Source organism: Pseudoalteromonas sp. ABV4_021 (assembly GCF_056159365.1).
This window is the reverse complement of sequence record NZ_JBSWVB010000002.1, coordinates 920,960-937,901: the sequence shown is the minus strand read 5'-3', so window position 1 is coordinate 937,901 and position 16,942 is coordinate 920,960. Positions and strand designations below refer to the sequence as shown.

The window sequence follows — 16,942 nt, the reverse complement described above, 5'->3', positions numbered from 1 at the left end:
TGTTAGTGATGTATTTATACAGCGTTTATATCTTTTATGTAGAACGCTGATTGTTTTACTCACTCTCTTTATTTAGTGAGCTGGTGCAAAATGCAACTAACAAATAGTTTAAAAAGACAAAAAGTAGTTGGCTTTTGCTTCTTCGTCGCTCAATTTTAGCCAACTATTTTTATCCGCTTAGCATTCGTTATGGTTATAGGTAAATATTAATTATGGATGCAGTATTACCAAGAGAACGCAATTACATTCAGATCTTCATGGCATCCTTAGCGCCTCTTCCAGTTGTATTGTTTATGGCAGCTCAAGCTGAAGGCTTAGGGGCATTTATGCCCATTGTTATCCTAGTAGTTATGTTGGCTTCATTTGTGTTTTGGTTTAAAAATGGTACCAAGCCTTCTGCCTGGATTAAAGCCGGTACTTTGTATATTCGTGATGGCGCTTTCAGTGAAATCAGAATTCCGCGTAACAAAGTCCAATCTATGCGTTACGAGTCTCACCACTCTCAGTACATATCAAAAGGGCGCACCGGTGAAGCTGTGCCGATGCATAAGCTATTCGTCAAAATGGAAGGGTTCCAAGAGTGGGAAGTTCCTATCAAGGACATGGTTGAGCTAGGTGCTGAACTAAGGCTGTATAAGTTTATTAAAGACAATTTTTACGATGTTGTTTTGGCTAAAAAGCCCTAACAATCGTATCAAGTCGCGCCCCGCATGCGGGAGTTTGCTTTCATCGACCATCGATCAAGGATTCAGGTAATAAATGTTTATAAAAATAGTTAAGACGTTTTTGATTTGTCTGTTTTGCATAATTGCTCTAGGAGTGTTTAATGCTTATGTGTTCGTTCCTGACCTACAGCGATATGGCGAGATTGTGGCCTATCGAGGAGGCGGAAGTGCAGTTAACTATGAAAAATTAAAAAAAACTGGCTGTACCTCTCTTTCTATAAACGCATCAAAGATCAATTCAGTTGAGAACACACTAGAAGCTGTGGCGTCTTCCGTTGCAGCGGGGGCTAACGTAATTCATTTAAATGTTCACAGAACGCGTGATGATCAACTGGTTGTTTTTCATGACTGGACGTTAGATTGTGCTACAAACGGGTCTGGGCCAGTACATAAAACATCGTTTGAGCAGTTGAAAAGTATTGATGCAGGATATGGATATACGTTTGATGATGGTGCGACTTTCCCATTTAGAGGAAAAGGTTTTAGGATTTCCAAGTTAGAGGCGTTTTACAAGCGGTATCCACAGCATGAGTTTTGGTTAAACCTAAAGAATAACGACATACGTTCATTCGAAACTCTATATGAGTATCTAGCTGGAAAAAAATCTAACCATATTGTAATTACCTCGTCAAAAGGTATGGAGTGGTTTCGAAACAAGGATTCGTCTTTACGGTTAGCAAGCGTTGGTAGTGTAAAGAGTTGCGGATTAAATTATCTTTTAGTTGGATGGGCTGGATTAGTTCCCGAGTCCTGTAGGGACACCATTCTTTTTATACCTCCCTCGATGACAAAGTTTTTTTGGGGCTATCCTGAACGCCTCGCATCAAGATTGCAGAGCTATGGTTCGGATGTTTATCTTTGGTCTCGACATGAATCGATTACCCAATCCTACGATGACGCTGTCGCATCGGGTATTGGAGTTATCACGAGTGATCTTGATTTTATTCGTGCAACACAAGCTAACAAACGCGTCAATCAAGACGTGCGCTAGCTCAAACCTATTACGGCGTTACTACGAATGACATTTGTTGGCACTTAAGCCTTTGACGGCGACTGTTAAAGGGGCTGATTACTTAACTAACTGTTAAATAATCAGCCTAGCAGGAATGTAACAGTTAGTTATAGGCACCACTTGCATAGTGTAATTCGTAACTGTGGCTGTATATTTCTAAGATATTGCCAAATGGGTCTTCCATATAAATCATACGGTAAGGCTTTTCACCTGGGTAATAATAGCGTGGTTTTGCCATGCGTTTTTTACCGCCAGCGGCGACAATTTTTTCAGCCAATCCTTCCACATCTGGGTCTTGCACACAAAAGTGGAAAATACCTGTTTTCCAATATTCAAAATTATCTTCGGGGTTTTCTTGGTTTTTAAATTCAAATAGTTCAACACCAATACGGTCGCCTGTAGATAAATGGGCAATGCGAAAACGCTGCCAGCCAGCACCAAATACATCGGTACACATCTCGCCAATTGGTGAGTCGTCTTCAATAATTTCAGTTGGTTTCATGATTAAATACCAGCCTAACACCTCAGTGTAGAATTTTACTGCGGCTTCTAGGTCAGGTACTGAAATACCAATGTGCGAAAAACTTCTAGGGTATGTGTGTGACATTGTGCTTCCTTTATTAATAAGAAAAATTACTTGTGCTAAGCCTAGTTAATCAACTAAATTAATTGAAATTATTAAATTTTAGAAAACCTATAATTTAAAATTATGATGTTAAATAACATATGGTTAAAAACTTATATCACCCTAGTTGAGACAAAAAGTTTTACCAAAACCGCAGATTTATTAGCAATGACACAACCGGGTGTTAGCCAACATTTGCAAAAGTTAGAGAGTTATTGCGGCCAAGCTTTAATAAAGCGCTATGGCAAAGCATTTGAAATTACCGAGCAAGGAAAGTTGGTATATGACTATGCATTGTCGACGTTTAAGGGGCAGATTGATTTACTTGAGCAACTTAGCTTTGATGATAAACACAGAGGGGTGTGTCGTATTGCATGCTCTGGGGCTAATGCACTCTCACTCTATGAAAAGCTTATTGCACAACAAGTTAAGTTGCCAAAGCTGGTGTGCGAGCTTGAAATTGCGCCAAACGAACGTATTTTAGAGCACATACAACAAGGCTCAATTGATTTAGGCATTGTTAACCACTATTCAGCTGATAAAGGGTTTTCAGCAACACGCTTAAGTCATGAAAAAATTTCTGTGGTGATGGCAAAAACTTGGCAGGGCACGATTACATCGTTTGATGATTTATGCCAACGCGGGTTTATTAATCACCCAGATGGCAAGCACTACCTAAGCATGGTGTTTACTCAACTTGATAAACACCCTAGCAGCATGGAGCTTATGCCAGTTAGCGGTTATATCAACCAGCTAAATCAAATCCTGTTACCTGTATCAAAAGGGTTGGGTTTTACCGTTTTACCGCAAGTAGCAATTGCTCATTCACCTTTTAAAAACGTGCTTTGTGAATTTGAATTACCTAAACCAATTTCACAGCCAAGGTATTTAGTTAAAGAATATCAACGGGACTTACCTGCGCGTTTCGACCTCGTAATGGATGTAATAAGTGAGCATTTTGACGGTTCAAGCGACGTATTATGTAAGTAACTGGGAAATAATCTCGTGCATTATCGGTAATACCGATAACACCAATAAACCAGCCATGGATAAATTAAATATGCGCCTGTGGCTTTGGCTATTGAGTGCGTTTTGCAGCATAGAGCCGAATAATAACCACACGCCAACACAAGGGAACGACACAATAAAAAACGTCAGTGAGATAATTAATTGCTGAGTTAATAAATCGCCACCACTTGAGGTAAATGCTGCAATAGCACCTGTTGCAACAATCCATGCTTTAGCATTTACCCATTGAAACAGCGCACCTTTCATAAACGAAAAAGGGGTTGCTTGACGGCTTTTTTCAACATCTGAGCTGCTACTTGCAATAAGCCAGGCTAAATAAAGTAAATAGCCGACGCCCACGCATTTAATAATGAAATGTAACGTGGGATAAAGGGCAAAAAGCTGAGCAAAACCAAACCCTACAACCAGCAACATTAAGCTAAAACCAATACAAATTCCTAACAACAGTGGCAAGCTTTTTTGAACACCAAAATTTACTCCAGAAGTCATCACCATAATATTGTTAGGACCCGGTGTAACCGATGATGAAATTGCAAAAAGCGTCACTGCCAGTAAATAATCCATGTCAATTCCTTAAAATGACTTTGCGTGAGTTAAGCGCTTATTTTGCTCACGGGTACGTAAATATAAATAAAGTGGTAAGCCACATGACACGCCCACACATAATGTGCCCACAAGCGCTAAGTACCAAAACGCGACTTTATTTGTTTTTGCATCGACAATAATAAACACAAGTAAGGTAATTGCGGCAATTAACACATCAAGCCAAGCGAATAAGCTAATGGGGTTAGCCGATGCCGATTTAACAAATAAAGGTATATTTGCGCCATTTTCAATGACCCAAGGTAGAAACGCACCATAAGGAATAATGCTGCCTAAAAGTGCAGCTGCGAGATAAAAATGCTTCATATTACGTTGAACATCCATTTCATGTTTTATGCGATAACCTAACCTGAATTCGGGATAATAAATTACTTTCTAGCAGCTATTTTTACTTATTACTGCGTTAAATTTGTTTGCAATAGACTCGCTATTGACGCACAAATTTGCCTTGTTACTGTGAAAAACTATCAAGCTAGAAGGTATGAAACAACATAGCTCAAATATTTCAAATGTTTAGTTAACTTCTTAACCCGAATTCAGGTTAGCTAGCCAAGGCGTATTTTGCGTTACAGATTAATTTATAGGTTGCCAATGCTCAATTGAACAATTCTTATTCATTTATCGCAAGTTAAAATTTTTTATGAAATCGTGATAATTTTGTGAGATTTCGGTGATGGCATTGAGAACTTTGTTTTTCATAGTGAAAGGGTCAAAAACAACCGAGAACAAATTATGAAGACACAAATCCTTTCACTTTTTGCTACTAGTGCACTTCTTGCTGCTGGCAATGCAAGTGCTGCAGATATAGATGTAAAAATTACTAACTTAACCCAAGGCATTTATTTCACGCCGTTACTTGTTACGGCGCATTCTAGCGATGCCATGTTGTATAAATTAGGTGAAGCGGCTTCACCTGAACTGCAAGCAATGGCCGAAGGCGGCAGCTTAGATGGGCTTGTAGCTATGGTTGATGGTATTGGTGCAGACACCATGGCAAACCCAGCGGGTGGTTTACTTGCCCCAGCCATGAGTACCATGACCAACTTAATGACAACCGACGGCAATACCCAGTTATCAATTGTCGGTATGATGCTACCAACCAATGATGGCTTTGTTGGCCTAAACAGTTGGAGTATTCCAAGCGAAGTGGGCACTTACACCATTTATTTAAATGCCTATGATGCGGGCACAGAAGCCAATAATGAGTTAGTAAAAAATGGATCTGGCGCACCGGGTGAACTTGGTATTCCGGCGTCTCCTGGGGTTGTTCCTGGCGAAAATGGCACAGGCGTTACCACTAGCGAAGAGAATAAAATGATCCATGTCCACCGCGGAAACCTTGGCGATGACAATGCTTCTGGCGGTAGTAGTGACTTACACAATACAGTTCACCGCTGGTTAAACCCAGTTGCGAAAGTAACCGTCACTGTGAAGTAATTGGGGGTCATTATGAGACTTAGTAAAATTTTGATCCCAGCAGCATGTTTAGCGCTTGTTGCCTGTGGGGACGACGATAACGACAAAATGACGGTTGAGCCTCCAGTAGTCACGCCGCCAACCACAATGACCTATGAATTTATGGTAACTGCCGTGAATTTAACGCAGGCACAACCTATGTCGCCGCTAGGCAGTGCGTTACATACCTCTGGCCAATTTTGGCAAATTGGTGAAATGGCATCTGAGCCACTCGAAGTACTGGCAGAATCCGGTGATAACTCGGGCCTGTTGGCATTAGATGTGGTGAATGCAAGCACATCAAGTGACGCAGTATTAATGCCGGGGCAAAAAGTTGAGTTGATGCTCACAAGCGAGATGCTGGAAGGCCAAAAATTATCATTAATTTCGATGATGGTGAATACAAATGATGGCTTTACCGGTCTTAATGCCATAGATGTTTCTTCAATGAGTGTAGGGGATATGCAGTACTATAAAACCTTTGCTTATGATGCGGGCACAGAAGCCAATTCTGAAGCGCCAGGTACCATACCGGGCCCAGCTGACGGAGGTGAAGGCTTTAACAGTGCACGCGAAGAAATAAATAAAGTTGCGATGCATCCAGGTGTTGTTGGACAAGATGATGGGCTGAGTACTTCGGTATTAAGCAGTCTTCATAAATTCGACAACCCACTATTGGCTGTCACCGTAACACGCGTTAAATAGGCCGGCGATTTGTTTTGCCACGTTGAATAGTGTGCTGCAGTAAACCCGAGTTAGCACTTTAAACCACTGTAGCGCACTTATTTAGTGTACCTTGTTGTTGTCTTCGTCGGCCTATCTTATTTCTATAATAAGCAGAGGTGTGATGATGCAACACTCGGTACTGATTGTTGAAGATGATCAAGATATTGCGGGGTTACTGCAGGTTCATTTAAATGAACTTAACTTGCATGTAGATCATGTTACAACTGGTGAAGCGGCACTAGCCCAATTAGCAAAACAAGATTATCAAATTATCTTACTGGATATAATGTTACCCACAGTAGACGGGCTAACCTTATGCCGCGAAATAAAAACCAAAATGCCCGAGGTGAGCGTGGTACTACTCACATCTAAAAGCAGTGAAATGGATCGTATTATTGGCCTAGAAATGGGCGCAGACGACTATATTTGCAAACCGTTTAGCTATCGTGAATTTCAGGCGCGTATCAAAACGCAAATTAGGCACATTCGCTTATTGCAGCAAAGCCAAGCACAAAGCATGCAAAACAGCGAGCAACCGCAAGTGCTTAATTTTGGTGCACTACACATCGACCCCTTTAGCCATGAAGTGCGTTTTCAAGGAGAAGACTTACCGCTTACCGCTACCGAATTCGACCTAATGGTGTTTTTTGCAAAACACCCAAATCAGGTGTTTTCAAGAAGTCAATTATTAGAGTCAGTTTGGGGTTACGACCATAGTGGCTATGAACACACCGTCAACTCACATATCAACCGGCTTCGAGGCAAGCTCGAAAAACATGCAAAACAGCATGTAATTGAAACGGTTTGGGGTGTTGGTTACAAACTCAATGCTAAATCTTTGGCTGTTGCTGCACTATGAAAAACTCGCTTTATACCAAGCTCTCACTCACATTAGCGAGCATATTCATTCTTACTGCCAGTCTTTTTTTATGGTGGACACAAAGTGTATCGCAAGTAAGCCGCGCACAGGCAGAGCAAGCACTGCACTTGGGTTTGGCCGAACATTTAGCCAATGATAATCCACTGTTAAAACAAGGGGTATACGATTACAAGGCATTAGAGAATTTGTTCCATACCTTAATGGTACTTGGCCCTGCGTTTGAGTTTTATTTTGTTGACCCAAGTGGCAAATTACTGACGTTTTCAGCCAAACCAGGGCAAGTTAAACGCCAGTTCATCGACTTAGCGCCGCTTGTTACTTTAATTGAAGATCAATCTAATTTACCCATTTACGGTGATGATCCGCGCAATTTTGACCACAAAAAGATTTTTTCAGTTGCCCCTGTGTATAACGGCGATACCCTACAAGGTTACTTGTACGTGATTATAGGCTCATCCATTTATGATTCAATTTTTGCGTCGATTAAAAGCTCAGAGCAAATTTTAGTAAGCAGTATTTGGTTAGTATTAGGTTTAGGCTTTTTGCTGGTTAGCATGTTAGTGATTTTTCGCACAATTACTAAACCGCTTAAAACCTTAAGCAGCTTTATTCAAAAAGTGGATAAAACTGAATTTGATATTTCAGAATTGCCTTTACTAGATTGGCCGAAGCACCATAATGAAATTCATCAATTAGGTTCGGCAGTAAATCGCATGCTGATCACCATTAATCAGCAAATGATGCAGCTCACTAAACTTGATGAGCAGCGCCGCGAGTTACTTGCCCATTTATCTCATGATTTGCGCACGCCACTTGCCTCGCTGCAAGGCTATTTAGAGTTACTCAATAAAGAAACGCCTAATGCTAATGAAAAAGCTGCACATTATTTAAATGTAACGCTTAAAAATTGCGGCCAATTAAAAGCCTTAATCGATCAAATTTTTGAACTCGCCCATCTTGAATCTGGCCAAACCAATATTAATCTGGAAGTATTCAACTTAGGCGAGCTGATTTACGATGTGATGGCAAAATTTGCCCTACGCGCTGAAAAAGCGGGGATTCAATTACAAGTACATCCGAAAGAGTGTGATTTTAGTGTTTATTCAGATATCGCAAAATTAGAGCGTATTTTAACGAATTTAATCGAAAATGCGCTGCGTCATACTAACCAAGGCGGAACAATTAGCGTTAATGTCGTTTTAGACTCGAACCAGTACAAAATTGTTGTTGCCGATACCGGCGTGGGTATTAGCAGTGAAGATTTACCCTATATTTTTGAAGCACGATACCGCGCAAGTAACAGCCTAGGTTGTAAAAAGTCCCATGCGGGATTAGGACTTGCAATAACAAATCGCTTAATTCAGCTGATTAAATCCGACATCAAAGTAAAAAGTGAACTTGGCAAAGGCACTGAATTTGCGTTTACCTTACGTGCTTCCAAACCTGTTTAAAGTTTATTTGGTATTTTAATCAGTATTAGTGGAACACGGATGTTCGCTATTTTAATTATTTGAACATTTCCCCCAGAAGGCTTACTCTGTAAGACATACATAAGGGTTTCCCTTATCCATTGAATGCTTAATGTTAAAAGATGTACACCTGCTATGACCTCTCACCGCGGCTTTACCTTAATTGAATTGATTTTAGTGATTGTTGTACTCGGCGTGTTAGCCGTTGTTGCTGCGCCTAAATTTCTTTCACTTAGTCGCGACGCAAACATTGCAACACTTAAACAAGTGGCTGCAGGGCTAGATCAGCTTACCGATGGCATTTACGCCAAAGCTGTAATTCAACATAAGCACAAAGTTAGCAATGAGTCCGTGACCATTAATGGGGTGACCATTAATACCTATTTTGGTGCGCCGCAAGAGATTTGGAATAACGCGTTGGGTGATTTAATGGACGGAGATTTCAGTTATGTGGGCAATGGGTATTTTGATTTAGGCGCAAGCTTAGTTGCGAGCTATAACTGCCAAGAGCGCTTGTGTGTGATAGATCAAACCCCGGCATCTTATGTAAATAGCAGTATTCAGGGCTGGGGATTATTTATTTTCCCTAAAGGCTACAGCCTACAAGACGAATGCTATGCCTATTACGCTTTTGCTGAAAATGGCAGCCAAGTTACCAGTAAAGTGGCCTCTACCGTAGAAACTGGCTGCTAGTTTAGATTAGCCGAATCACTTCTGCTGAATGCTAACACCTTCAAATTCGGCAAGTATTAATGGCTGCGCCTTTAAATAGTGACTAAAAAAGCGCTGCATATGTTGTTTAACAATGTTATGCATGGTGTTTTTATCAACCTCGCTCGGATAACCAACAATCCAGCGGTTTTGGTCGGTAAAGTCATTGTGCTGGCTGCCGTGAATTGATACCAAAATGCTGTCATTTTGGTTCGCGTGATAAATTGGCTCTAGCTGTGAAAAAGGATTTTCCGAACGAAATAGTAACAGTGGTTTGTTTAGTGGATTTAGTGCTACGTTGCCCAATACGATACCATCCATATTTGCTGCGGCCTTACATACTAAAAGTTGCTGGCAGGCATTCATTGCAGCACTTGCGCCTAAGCTAAAACCTAACATGCCTACATTGTTTAAATTGAGCTGATGTTCAAATTGCCCGCTTTCTTGTGCTAACCACTGGTATGCAGCGAGCACATCTTTGGCAATTTCAGGGGCAACGAGATTATCAAAATATGCGCGACCAGCGGGCGTTTGCACATCGTGTTTGCCACTTGGTAAATACAGTCCTTTTTGCTCGCCATTTTGAAAACTGGTAACGCCAGCCAAATAAGTATGGTTAATTGAAACCACAGCAAAGCCGTGGCTTGCAAGCGCTTCTTGTAGCTCGGTGTTGTCAGCATTAAAAAGCCCTAAGCCATGAGAGTAAAAAAGCACCGGCCAGCCATTTTCCGGATGATATGCGATTGGCGCTTTTGAATTTGACCAAGACAACATGCTTTGCAGTTCATGTTGCTCTGGGTGAATTGGCGCATTTTGCGGCCTCAGTGCAGATAGGTAATCGACTTGGTGTTGCCATTTATCAAAGTACGGGTGGTAGAGAGTTGAACGTAATTGGCTTGGGTAATGCACACGAAGCGTAAACTGTCGCAGTTCGCCGAGTTCTGGAGCCAGTTTATCTTCGCGGTAGTCGGTAATATCAAACTCCATGATACCAACACGATATTGCCCGCTTGGTGCGGGGTAAACGTGTTGTGCAGATGGGTTCTCAAACAGTGCGTCATCGCTATCACATGCAATTAATAACAGTGACAAACTAAGCGCAAAAAGTGTTTTGTAGTTCATAAAGTTCTCCTTTTATTTAAAGGCTTTATGGTTCAGCGTTTCGCGCTTGGTGTCGTCTTATTGGCGTTTTTGTACGTACAGATTCGCTAATCTGTACTTAATACTTGTGATTTATACTCGCTTGGGGTGAGGTTGCGATATTTTTTAAATGCCGCATTAAAGGTTGATTTAGCATTAAAGCCCGCTTGCATCGCAATCGTTAACATTGGCATATGTGGCTGATTTTTAATTAGGTTGCAAACATATTCAATTCGCCGTTGATTAATTAAATCAATAAATTTTATTCCCAAATGATGGTTTAACACCTGCGAGAGTAAATAGGGTTTCATTGCCAAGTGTTCGGCAAAGGTTTGTAAATTAAGATTTGGATCGGTAAAAAGCTGCTGCTCATCAAGCGAGGTTAAGATGTGCTCGGCAAGTAATGCGTCTTCACTCGCGTGCAATTTTTCTTTGTTAGTATTTGCTATTTGCTTAGCTTTAAAATCAAGTAGCTGGGGCTTTAGTAATAACACATAAGTAATGGCATACATCGCACAGCACATTAGCAACTGGGGCAAAGGTAAGCTGGTTTGCAGCATATATTGAAACGGAATAACAGAAATAGCTAAAAACAAGCTGGCGCATATTCCCCATAACAACAAAATATTTTCGTTGCTAAGTGTAGTTGAAAAGCGCCCTTGTTGTTTGCGATATCGCCTGACCGTTACACATGCCCAAATGGTAAAATAAAGATAAATAACCAGTAAAAAGTAGCCCGATAATTCGTGCCGTAATGACAACACTGTGCTTTTAGGGTTGTAAAGAAAATCAATAACAGAAATGTTAAGCGCCAGCCAAGGCGCGAAGTAACACATGATTTCGCGTTTTGACGGCATCAAACCGATGCAGCTGCGAATAAAAACAAAAAATAAAATGGCGTAAATTGCTCCCCAACATGCGTTTAGACGCGACGAAAGCCAGTTATGCTGACCTGCAAATACCAAAAAGAGGTCTAAAGCAAAGACCAAATGGATCAGCATTAAAATTTTAAACTGCTTAAGTTGTTTTGATTTATTGTACAAAAAGCCAGATAACACCAAACTCTGGGCAAAACCGGCTAATAGAATCGCAGTGATCACATTTACTTCCTCACTCATACCGCTAGCGACACACAATACCAAGGCTAATTGACAATAATGTTTAAACAAGCCCTTTGTGATAAATGCACAACGCCATGGGGCGGTTTTAAAAGGCGCTCTATTGTGTTGAACTTTTTAACCTTGAGTTACGTACCTATTACTATAGTTTGCAATACGTTCGGTTTGAAATAGTGCTTAAAACCCTTTATTGGTTTACCCATGATTTACGCTTAAGCGATAACGTTGCGCTTGAATATGCGCTGAAAAACAGTGAGCAAATCGCCTTTGTTTATGTGCTCGATCCAAGTACGAAAATTGCCAACAATTATCACAGCCAATTGCTCGGCGATCATCAAACACGCTTTATTTTAAATGCCTTACAAGAACTCGCTGACGAGCTGCAAGCACTGGGTCATCAGTTAATTGTGTTAGAAGGCGAGACTCAAGGTGAAGTAGGTGAGTTTATTCGTGAGCATGACATTAATCAGCTGGTGGTTGCAGAGCAAGTGGGTGAATACGAAAGACGACAAGTTCTTCACTTAAAAAACACATTTCCAGAAGTTAATGTTGTGCAGTTTTGGCAACACACGCTATTCACACAGCATCAAATTGACAAGCTTGATTGTATGTCGGGCAGTTTTAGTAAATTTCGCAATAAAGTTGAGAAAATGCCATTAACAGTTTCAACACCAACCTCATTGGAAAATACTTTAACGCCAGAGCATTGGCCCAAAGCTATTAAGGTTGATAACAATTGTGCGCTGCTTGCTTGGTTTGAGCGTTATGATGGGACGTATTCAATGCCCAATGATATGCCGTTTTTTGCTGGCGAGCATGCAGGAAAATATCACTTAGTGAGTTATTTAAATAGTGGCGCGGCAAAAACCTACAAAGACACCCGCAACGAACTTGATGGCTGGCATAACTCGACAAAATTTAGCCCTTATTTAGCGATAGGTAATTTATCACCACGGCAAATTTGGCATGCGGTATTACAATATGAACATTCAGATGGCGCTAACGAGTCAACGTATTGGATTAAGTTTGAACTGTTATGGCGTGAATATTTTCAGTGGCTTAGCTTAAAGTTAGGAAAGCGCCTTTATGCGTTTTCAGGCCTCAGAGAAACAAAACCACTCACTAGTTTTTTTTCTGAGCGATATCAAAAATGGTGTAGCGGAAACACCCCTTACCCTTTAGTTAATGCACTTATGAAGCAACTTAATACTACCGGTTATATGTCCAATCGTGGCAGGCAAATTGCGGCAAGTTGTTTTATTAATGAATTACAATTTGATTGGCGTTATGGCGCTGCCTATTTTCAACAGCAACTGATTGATTTTGATGTAGCATCAAATTGGGGCAATTGGCAATATATTGCTGGCGTTGGTGTTGACCCTCGTGGTGGGCGGCATTTCAATATTGAAAAGCAAACCGAGCTGTTTGACGCAAAAGGCGTATTTATTAGAAAGTGGCAAGGCTCAGCGGTTGGCTCACAGCTTGATGCCAATGATGCCGCAGATTGGCCAATTTTAAGCGATGTAACTTAAATGAGTATCGCAGTTGTATGGTTTAAACGAGATTTACGCCTATCTGATCACGCCCCACTATTTGAAGCTGCAAAAACGGGTTTGCCAGTATTACTGGTGTACTGTTTTGAAGACATGTTGCTTGAAGATGCGCACTATTCTGAACGTCATTGGCGGTTTGTCTCGCAGTCACTGCGCGATATGGCAAACAAACTGCCAAAAGGCGCGTTGTATGTTGCAAAGGGGGATGCGCTAGAGGTATTTCAAGCGCTTAATCTTAAATACGGTATTTCGCAGGTGTTTTCTCATCAAGAAATTGGCCTTGATAACACCTTTGAGCGTGATAAAGCGTTTGCTACATGGTGCAAAAGCAATCAAATAATATGGCATGAAACCCCTTTAGGGGCGGTGCAACGGGGCTTAACCCATCGCACCAATTGGGATGAAAACTGGCAGCAGGTAATGCGCGCGCCTTGTTTGAATCTTGATTTAAACAAGGTTAACTGGTTTAAAAATAATGAGTTTGAATGCCAGTTGTCATACTTTGAAACGCGCTTTCAAAATATCCAGGGGCAGTTTCAAAATGGCGGCGAAAGCGAAGCATTTAATGTACTTAACGACTTTTTTACCGCTCGCGGTAAAGAGTATGCATTTAACCTTTCAAGCCCTAGTTTAAGTCAAATCCATTGCTCTCGGTTATCGCCTTATTTAGCGTGGGGCAATATCAGTTTGCGCCAGGTGTATCAAACGGTACTCAGTCACTGGCAAGTTCCGGGCTGGCGTAGAAGCCTTGTTGCTTTTACATCACGACTTCATTGGCATTGCCACTTTATTCAGAAATTTGAAAGCGAGTGTGAGATGGAGTTTCGCCACGTTAACAAAGGCTATAACGATTTACCAAGGGTGACAGGTGACTTAGCTGAGCAACGATTACATGCTTGGAAAACGGGGCAAACCGGAATCCCTATGGTTGATGCCTGTATGCGCTGCCTAATTGAAACTGGCTATATTAACTTTCGCATGCGCGCTATGTTAGTGAGTTTTTTGTGTCATCATTTAGAGCTTGATTGGCGCAGCGGTGTAGCGCATCTTGCTAGTCTATTTTTAGATTTCGAGCCCGGTATTCATTTCAGTCAATTTCAAATGCAAGCGGGTGTGACTGGCATTAACACCATTCGAATTTATAGCCCCGTAAAACAAGGGGAAGAAAAAGACGAAAAGGGCGACTTCGTTAGAAAGTGGGTGCCTGAACTTTGTGAAGTACCAGCGCCATTAATTCATAGCCCGTGGCAGCTATCACAAATGGAACAAATGATGTATGGCTTTACATTGGGTGAGGATTATCCCGAGCCGATTGTTGATGTAAAACAAAGCTATAAAGATGCACAAGCGTTACTTTGGTTATGGCGTAAAAAGCCAAAAGTTGTGATTGAAAGTAAGCGGTTACTTAACCGTCATGTTAGGCCGAATTAGTGAAAAAATCAGAATTACCTACAAAAATATGCCAAGTGTGTGAACGCCCTTTTACATGGCGTAAAAAGTGGCAGCGAGATTGGCACAACGTAAAATACTGCTCAAAACGCTGTGCGGGTAATCGACAAAAAGGAAAGTACAATGACCAATGAGCTTCGTTTCATTTTAGGCGATCAGCTTAATGCACAGCATTCATGGTTTAAAGAAAAGTCGAGTAATGTGACATATGTGATTGCCGAGCTATATCAAGAAGCGAGTTACACCACCCATCATATTCAAAAAATATCGGCGTTTTTTGCGGCAATGCAGGCATTTGCCAGCGCATTAGAAAAAGCAGGTCATAAAGTGATTTACTTAACCTTAGACGACACACAAAAGTACGCTGATTTACCCGACTTATTAAATCATTTAATCAAAGAGCACGGTATTCATACCTTTTGCTATCAACTGCCCGATGAGTACCGTTTACGCACCCAGCTAACTGATTACTGTAAAAGCCTTTCTATCGACTACAAGGTATTTGATACCGAGCATTTTTACTTGGATGATAATCAATTAGGCGGGTATTTCAAGCAAGGTAAAAAACACCGGTTAGAGCATTTTTATCGCAAAATGCGCGCGGAATTTAATGTCTTAATGGATGGCGATGAACCCCTTACGGGGCAGTGGAACTTCGATAGTCAAAACCGCAATAAGTTAAAAGCAAGTGATCTTGCAAATATTCCAGAGCCGCTGGTGTTTGCTAATGATGTCAGTGACATTTTGGCGCGCATTGAAAGACATGGAATTAAAACTATGGGTAAAGCGGAGAAACAATTGCTGTGGCCAATTAATCGCAGTCAAGCAAAGCAGCTGCTCGTTTTTTTCTGTAAGGTGCTATTACCAAAATTTGGTCAATTTCAAGATGCGATGACAGGCAAGCTTATTGAGTTTGGCGAGGATAAAGGTTGGAGTTTATATCACTCGCGATTATCGTTTGCCATTAATGCAAAAATGATAAGCCCCCATAGCGTCGTGAATGCTGCAATTGACGCATTTGAACAAAACGACGACATAGATATTGCTCAAGTAGAAGGCTTTGTTAGGCAAATTTTAGGCTGGCGTGAATTCGTGCGCGGTATTTATTGGGCTAATATGCCCAATTACGCATCGCTTAATGCCTTAGGTGCTAACTTGCCACTGCCAAGTTGGTTTTGGAGTGGAAACACCAAAATGCGCTGCCTGTCTCATGCGATTACGCAATCACTTGATTTTGCTTACGCTCACCACATTCAACGCTTAATGTTAACAGGTAATTTTTGTTTAATTGCAGGTATTCACCCAGATGAAGTTGATGACTGGTATTTAGGTATTTACATCGACGCCCTTGAGTGGGTTGAAATGCCAAATACGCGTGGGATGAGCCAGTTTGCCGATGGCGGTATTGTTGGTTCTAAAGCCTATGCCGCAAGTGGTAATTATATTAAAAAAATGAGTGATTATTGCAGTGATTGTCACTATAAAGTAGCCAATACTGTGGGTGATGATGCTTGCCCGCTTAATTCACTTTACTGGCAATTTATGGATAAACATAAAGACAGTTTTGCCAATAACCCACGCACTAAAATGGTGTTAAGTAACTGGCTTAAAAAACCGGAGGCAGATCGCGAGAAAGTGCTGAGTCGCGCGAACTTTTTACTGCAAAATCTTGAAAATTTGTAATCGATAACGTGTGGTTAAGCGTATAGCAAAGCAAATGATTTTAAGGCAAATGCAATGATAAAACACATAACTCAAGATGATATTAAAGCGATGGAACAGCGAGAGCGTGCGCGGTTAATTAATAGTTTATCTGGCTTTAAAAGTGCAAATTTAATTGGCACACAAAACGCATCTGGCATTACCAATTTGGCGATTGTAAGCTCAGTATTTCATTTAGGCGCAGATCCTGCGCTAATAGGCATGATTATCCGCCCAGATACTGTTCCCAGAGACACGTTAAGTAATATTAAAGCTACGGGTGTCTACACCATTAACCACGTAAATTCATTAATTTGGCAACAAGCTCATCAAACATCAGCCCGTTACGATGAAAGTGAATCTGAGTTTGAGAAAGTAGCGCTTACAGAGCAGTTTGAGAAAGGCATAGATGCACCATTTGTTGGTGAATCGCAAGCCAAATTTGCTCTTGAATTACGCGAAATTAAATCGCTCGAAATTAACGGCACGGTATTAGTCATTGGTGAAATAACCCATATTATTGTGCCGGATATTGCACTTTGCAAAGACGGTTATATTGATATTGAAGCGCTTGATACCGTCGCGATTTCAGGTCTTGATAGCTATCACACAACCGAGCGGCTAGGGCGATTAAGTTATGCTAAGCCTAATACAAAGCCACAGTTATTGAATATTGAAGGTGACGTTTGCTAATCACATTGGTTTAACCTATTCCATAAAAAAGCCCTACTTAAAAATGAAGTGAC

The 16,942-nt window shown here is 41.1% G+C and carries 18 protein-coding genes; 13 read left to right on the top strand and 5 right to left on the bottom strand.

Annotated features, from left to right (window positions below):
* The first annotated feature begins 212 nt into the window (after nt 1–212).
* Together ACXAFE_RS18340 and ACXAFE_RS18335 are read left to right on the top strand one after the other, a co-directional pair.
* Nucleotides 213–686: a hypothetical protein gene (locus ACXAFE_RS18340; protein ID WP_475156042.1), complete on the top strand. Its 474-nt coding sequence runs from the start codon at nt 213–215 to the stop codon at nt 684–686.
* Between the two features lie 73 nt (nt 687–759).
* Nucleotides 760–1,716: a glycerophosphodiester phosphodiesterase family protein gene (locus tag ACXAFE_RS18335; protein ID WP_475156037.1), complete on the top strand. Its 957-nt coding sequence runs from the start codon at nt 760–762 to the stop codon at nt 1,714–1,716.
* Nucleotides 1,717–1,840: 124 nt separating this feature from the next.
* On the opposite strand, the gene ACXAFE_RS18330 is transcribed toward ACXAFE_RS18335, so the two are convergent.
* Nucleotides 1,841–2,344 carry a lactoylglutathione lyase family protein gene (locus ACXAFE_RS18330; RefSeq protein ID WP_010558335.1) on the bottom strand — a complete coding sequence of 168 codons (504 nt, stop codon included), beginning with the start codon at nt 2,342–2,344 and terminating at the stop codon, nt 1,841–1,843.
* Between the two features lie 102 nt (nt 2,345–2,446).
* Between ACXAFE_RS18330 and ACXAFE_RS18325 the strand changes: the two genes are divergently transcribed.
* A complete protein-coding gene (locus ACXAFE_RS18325) occupies nt 2,447–3,352 on the top strand; it encodes a LysR family transcriptional regulator (protein WP_475156029.1) in 906 nt (301 codons plus the stop codon).
* On the opposite strand, the gene ACXAFE_RS18320 is transcribed toward ACXAFE_RS18325, so the two are convergent.
* Nucleotides 3,341–3,955 (bottom strand): LysE family translocator, encoded by a 615-nt coding sequence (locus ACXAFE_RS18320; protein ID WP_475156025.1) that lies wholly within the window; start codon nt 3,953–3,955, stop codon nt 3,341–3,343. The genes ACXAFE_RS18325 and ACXAFE_RS18320 overlap by 12 nt on opposite strands.
* Nucleotides 3,956–3,964: 9 nt before the next feature.
* The gene (locus tag ACXAFE_RS18315) at nt 3,965–4,300 is read right to left on the bottom strand and encodes a DUF2834 domain-containing protein (RefSeq protein ID WP_475156021.1); all 336 of its coding nucleotides are present in this window, start codon (nt 4,298–4,300) and stop codon (nt 3,965–3,967) included.
* A gap of 426 nt (nt 4,301–4,726) precedes the next feature.
* Here ACXAFE_RS18315 and ACXAFE_RS18310 point away from each other — a divergent pair, with 426 nt between their 5' ends.
* The 5 genes from ACXAFE_RS18310 (at nt 4,727) to ACXAFE_RS18290 (ending at nt 9,217) form a co-directional block, all read left to right on the top strand.
* Nucleotides 4,727–5,431: a spondin domain-containing protein gene (locus ACXAFE_RS18310; protein ID WP_475156018.1), complete on the top strand. Its 705-nt coding sequence runs from the start codon at nt 4,727–4,729 to the stop codon at nt 5,429–5,431.
* Nucleotides 5,432–5,443: 12 nt separating this feature from the next.
* On the top strand, nt 5,444–6,154 hold the full coding sequence (locus ACXAFE_RS18305) for a spondin domain-containing protein (RefSeq protein WP_475156014.1): 711 nt from the start codon (nt 5,444–5,446) through the stop codon (nt 6,152–6,154).
* A gap of 142 nt (nt 6,155–6,296) precedes the next feature.
* Nucleotides 6,297–7,034, top strand: a complete 738-nt coding sequence (locus tag ACXAFE_RS18300; RefSeq protein WP_475156012.1) for a response regulator transcription factor — start codon at nt 6,297–6,299, stop codon at nt 7,032–7,034.
* Nucleotides 7,031–8,506, top strand: coding sequence for a sensor histidine kinase (locus ACXAFE_RS18295; protein ID WP_475156010.1), 1,476 nt, complete (start codon nt 7,031–7,033; stop codon nt 8,504–8,506). The genes ACXAFE_RS18300 and ACXAFE_RS18295 overlap by 4 nt, the downstream gene beginning before the upstream one ends.
* Before the next feature lie 153 nt (nt 8,507–8,659).
* Complete coding sequence (locus ACXAFE_RS18290; protein ID WP_336436471.1) at nt 8,660–9,217, top strand: prepilin-type N-terminal cleavage/methylation domain-containing protein; 558 nt, start codon at nt 8,660–8,662, stop codon at nt 9,215–9,217.
* Nucleotides 9,218–9,232: 15 nt separating this feature from the next.
* Here the strand turns inward: ACXAFE_RS18290 and ACXAFE_RS18285 are convergent, their stop codons facing one another.
* Nucleotides 9,233–10,357 (bottom strand): alpha/beta hydrolase, encoded by a 1,125-nt coding sequence (locus ACXAFE_RS18285; protein WP_475156005.1) that lies wholly within the window; start codon nt 10,355–10,357, stop codon nt 9,233–9,235.
* Between the two features lie 86 nt (nt 10,358–10,443).
* Nucleotides 10,444–11,493 carry a helix-turn-helix transcriptional regulator gene (locus tag ACXAFE_RS18280; protein WP_475156003.1) on the bottom strand — a complete coding sequence of 350 codons (1,050 nt, stop codon included), beginning with the start codon at nt 11,491–11,493 and terminating at the stop codon, nt 10,444–10,446.
* Nucleotides 11,494–11,666: 173 nt separating this feature from the next.
* Between ACXAFE_RS18280 and ACXAFE_RS18275 the strand changes: the two genes are divergently transcribed.
* From ACXAFE_RS18275 to ACXAFE_RS18255, 5 genes are read left to right on the top strand one after another with little or no spacing between them, the layout of a single operon-like run.
* Complete coding sequence (locus ACXAFE_RS18275) at nt 11,667–13,025, top strand: DASH family cryptochrome (protein WP_475156001.1); 1,359 nt, start codon at nt 11,667–11,669, stop codon at nt 13,023–13,025.
* A complete protein-coding gene (locus tag ACXAFE_RS18270) occupies nt 13,026–14,477 on the top strand; it encodes a cryptochrome/deoxyribodipyrimidine photo-lyase family protein (RefSeq protein ID WP_475155997.1) in 1,452 nt (483 codons plus the stop codon).
* A complete protein-coding gene (locus ACXAFE_RS18265) occupies nt 14,477–14,629 on the top strand; it encodes a DUF2256 domain-containing protein (RefSeq protein WP_475155996.1) in 153 nt (50 codons plus the stop codon). The genes ACXAFE_RS18270 and ACXAFE_RS18265 overlap by 1 nt, the downstream gene beginning before the upstream one ends.
* Entirely contained in the window at nt 14,619–16,178 is a 1,560-nt protein-coding gene (locus ACXAFE_RS18260; RefSeq protein WP_475155993.1) for a cryptochrome/photolyase family protein, read from the top strand. The genes ACXAFE_RS18265 and ACXAFE_RS18260 overlap by 11 nt, the downstream gene beginning before the upstream one ends.
* A 54-nt stretch (nt 16,179–16,232) precedes the next feature.
* Complete coding sequence (locus tag ACXAFE_RS18255) at nt 16,233–16,889, top strand: flavin reductase family protein (RefSeq protein WP_475155991.1); 657 nt, start codon at nt 16,233–16,235, stop codon at nt 16,887–16,889.
* Nucleotides 16,890–16,942 lie beyond the last annotated feature (53 nt).

Bases quoted from the DNA above. Each gene is read 5' to 3' on its own strand.
- ACXAFE_RS18290 (WP_336436471.1), top strand. From the start codon at position 8,660: ATGACCTCTCACCGCGGCTTTACCTTAATTGAATTGATTTTAGTGATT.
- ACXAFE_RS18285 (WP_475156005.1), bottom strand. From the start codon at position 10,357: ATGAACTACAAAACACTTTTTGCGCTTAGTTTGTCACTGTTATTAATT.
- ACXAFE_RS18280 (WP_475156003.1), bottom strand. From the start codon at position 11,493: ATGAGTGAGGAAGTAAATGTGATCACTGCGATTCTATTAGCCGGTTTT.
- ACXAFE_RS18325 (WP_475156029.1), top strand. From the start codon at position 2,447: ATGATGTTAAATAACATATGGTTAAAAACTTATATCACCCTAGTTGAG.
- ACXAFE_RS18310 (WP_475156018.1), top strand. From the start codon at position 4,727: ATGAAGACACAAATCCTTTCACTTTTTGCTACTAGTGCACTTCTTGCT.
- ACXAFE_RS18270 (WP_475155997.1), top strand. From the start codon at position 13,026: ATGAGTATCGCAGTTGTATGGTTTAAACGAGATTTACGCCTATCTGAT.
- ACXAFE_RS18315 (WP_475156021.1), bottom strand. From the start codon at position 4,300: ATGAAGCATTTTTATCTCGCAGCTGCACTTTTAGGCAGCATTATTCCT.
- ACXAFE_RS18255 (WP_475155991.1), top strand. From the start codon at position 16,233: ATGATAAAACACATAACTCAAGATGATATTAAAGCGATGGAACAGCGA.
- ACXAFE_RS18295 (WP_475156010.1), top strand. From the start codon at position 7,031: ATGAAAAACTCGCTTTATACCAAGCTCTCACTCACATTAGCGAGCATA.
- ACXAFE_RS18300 (WP_475156012.1), top strand. From the start codon at position 6,297: ATGATGCAACACTCGGTACTGATTGTTGAAGATGATCAAGATATTGCG.
- ACXAFE_RS18335 (WP_475156037.1), top strand. From the start codon at position 760: ATGTTTATAAAAATAGTTAAGACGTTTTTGATTTGTCTGTTTTGCATA.
- ACXAFE_RS18340 (WP_475156042.1), top strand. From the start codon at position 213: ATGGATGCAGTATTACCAAGAGAACGCAATTACATTCAGATCTTCATG.
- ACXAFE_RS18305 (WP_475156014.1), top strand. From the start codon at position 5,444: ATGAGACTTAGTAAAATTTTGATCCCAGCAGCATGTTTAGCGCTTGTT.
- ACXAFE_RS18260 (WP_475155993.1), top strand. From the start codon at position 14,619: ATGACCAATGAGCTTCGTTTCATTTTAGGCGATCAGCTTAATGCACAG.
- ACXAFE_RS18330 (WP_010558335.1), bottom strand. From the start codon at position 2,344: ATGTCACACACATACCCTAGAAGTTTTTCGCACATTGGTATTTCAGTA.
- ACXAFE_RS18320 (WP_475156025.1), bottom strand. From the start codon at position 3,955: ATGGATTATTTACTGGCAGTGACGCTTTTTGCAATTTCATCATCGGTT.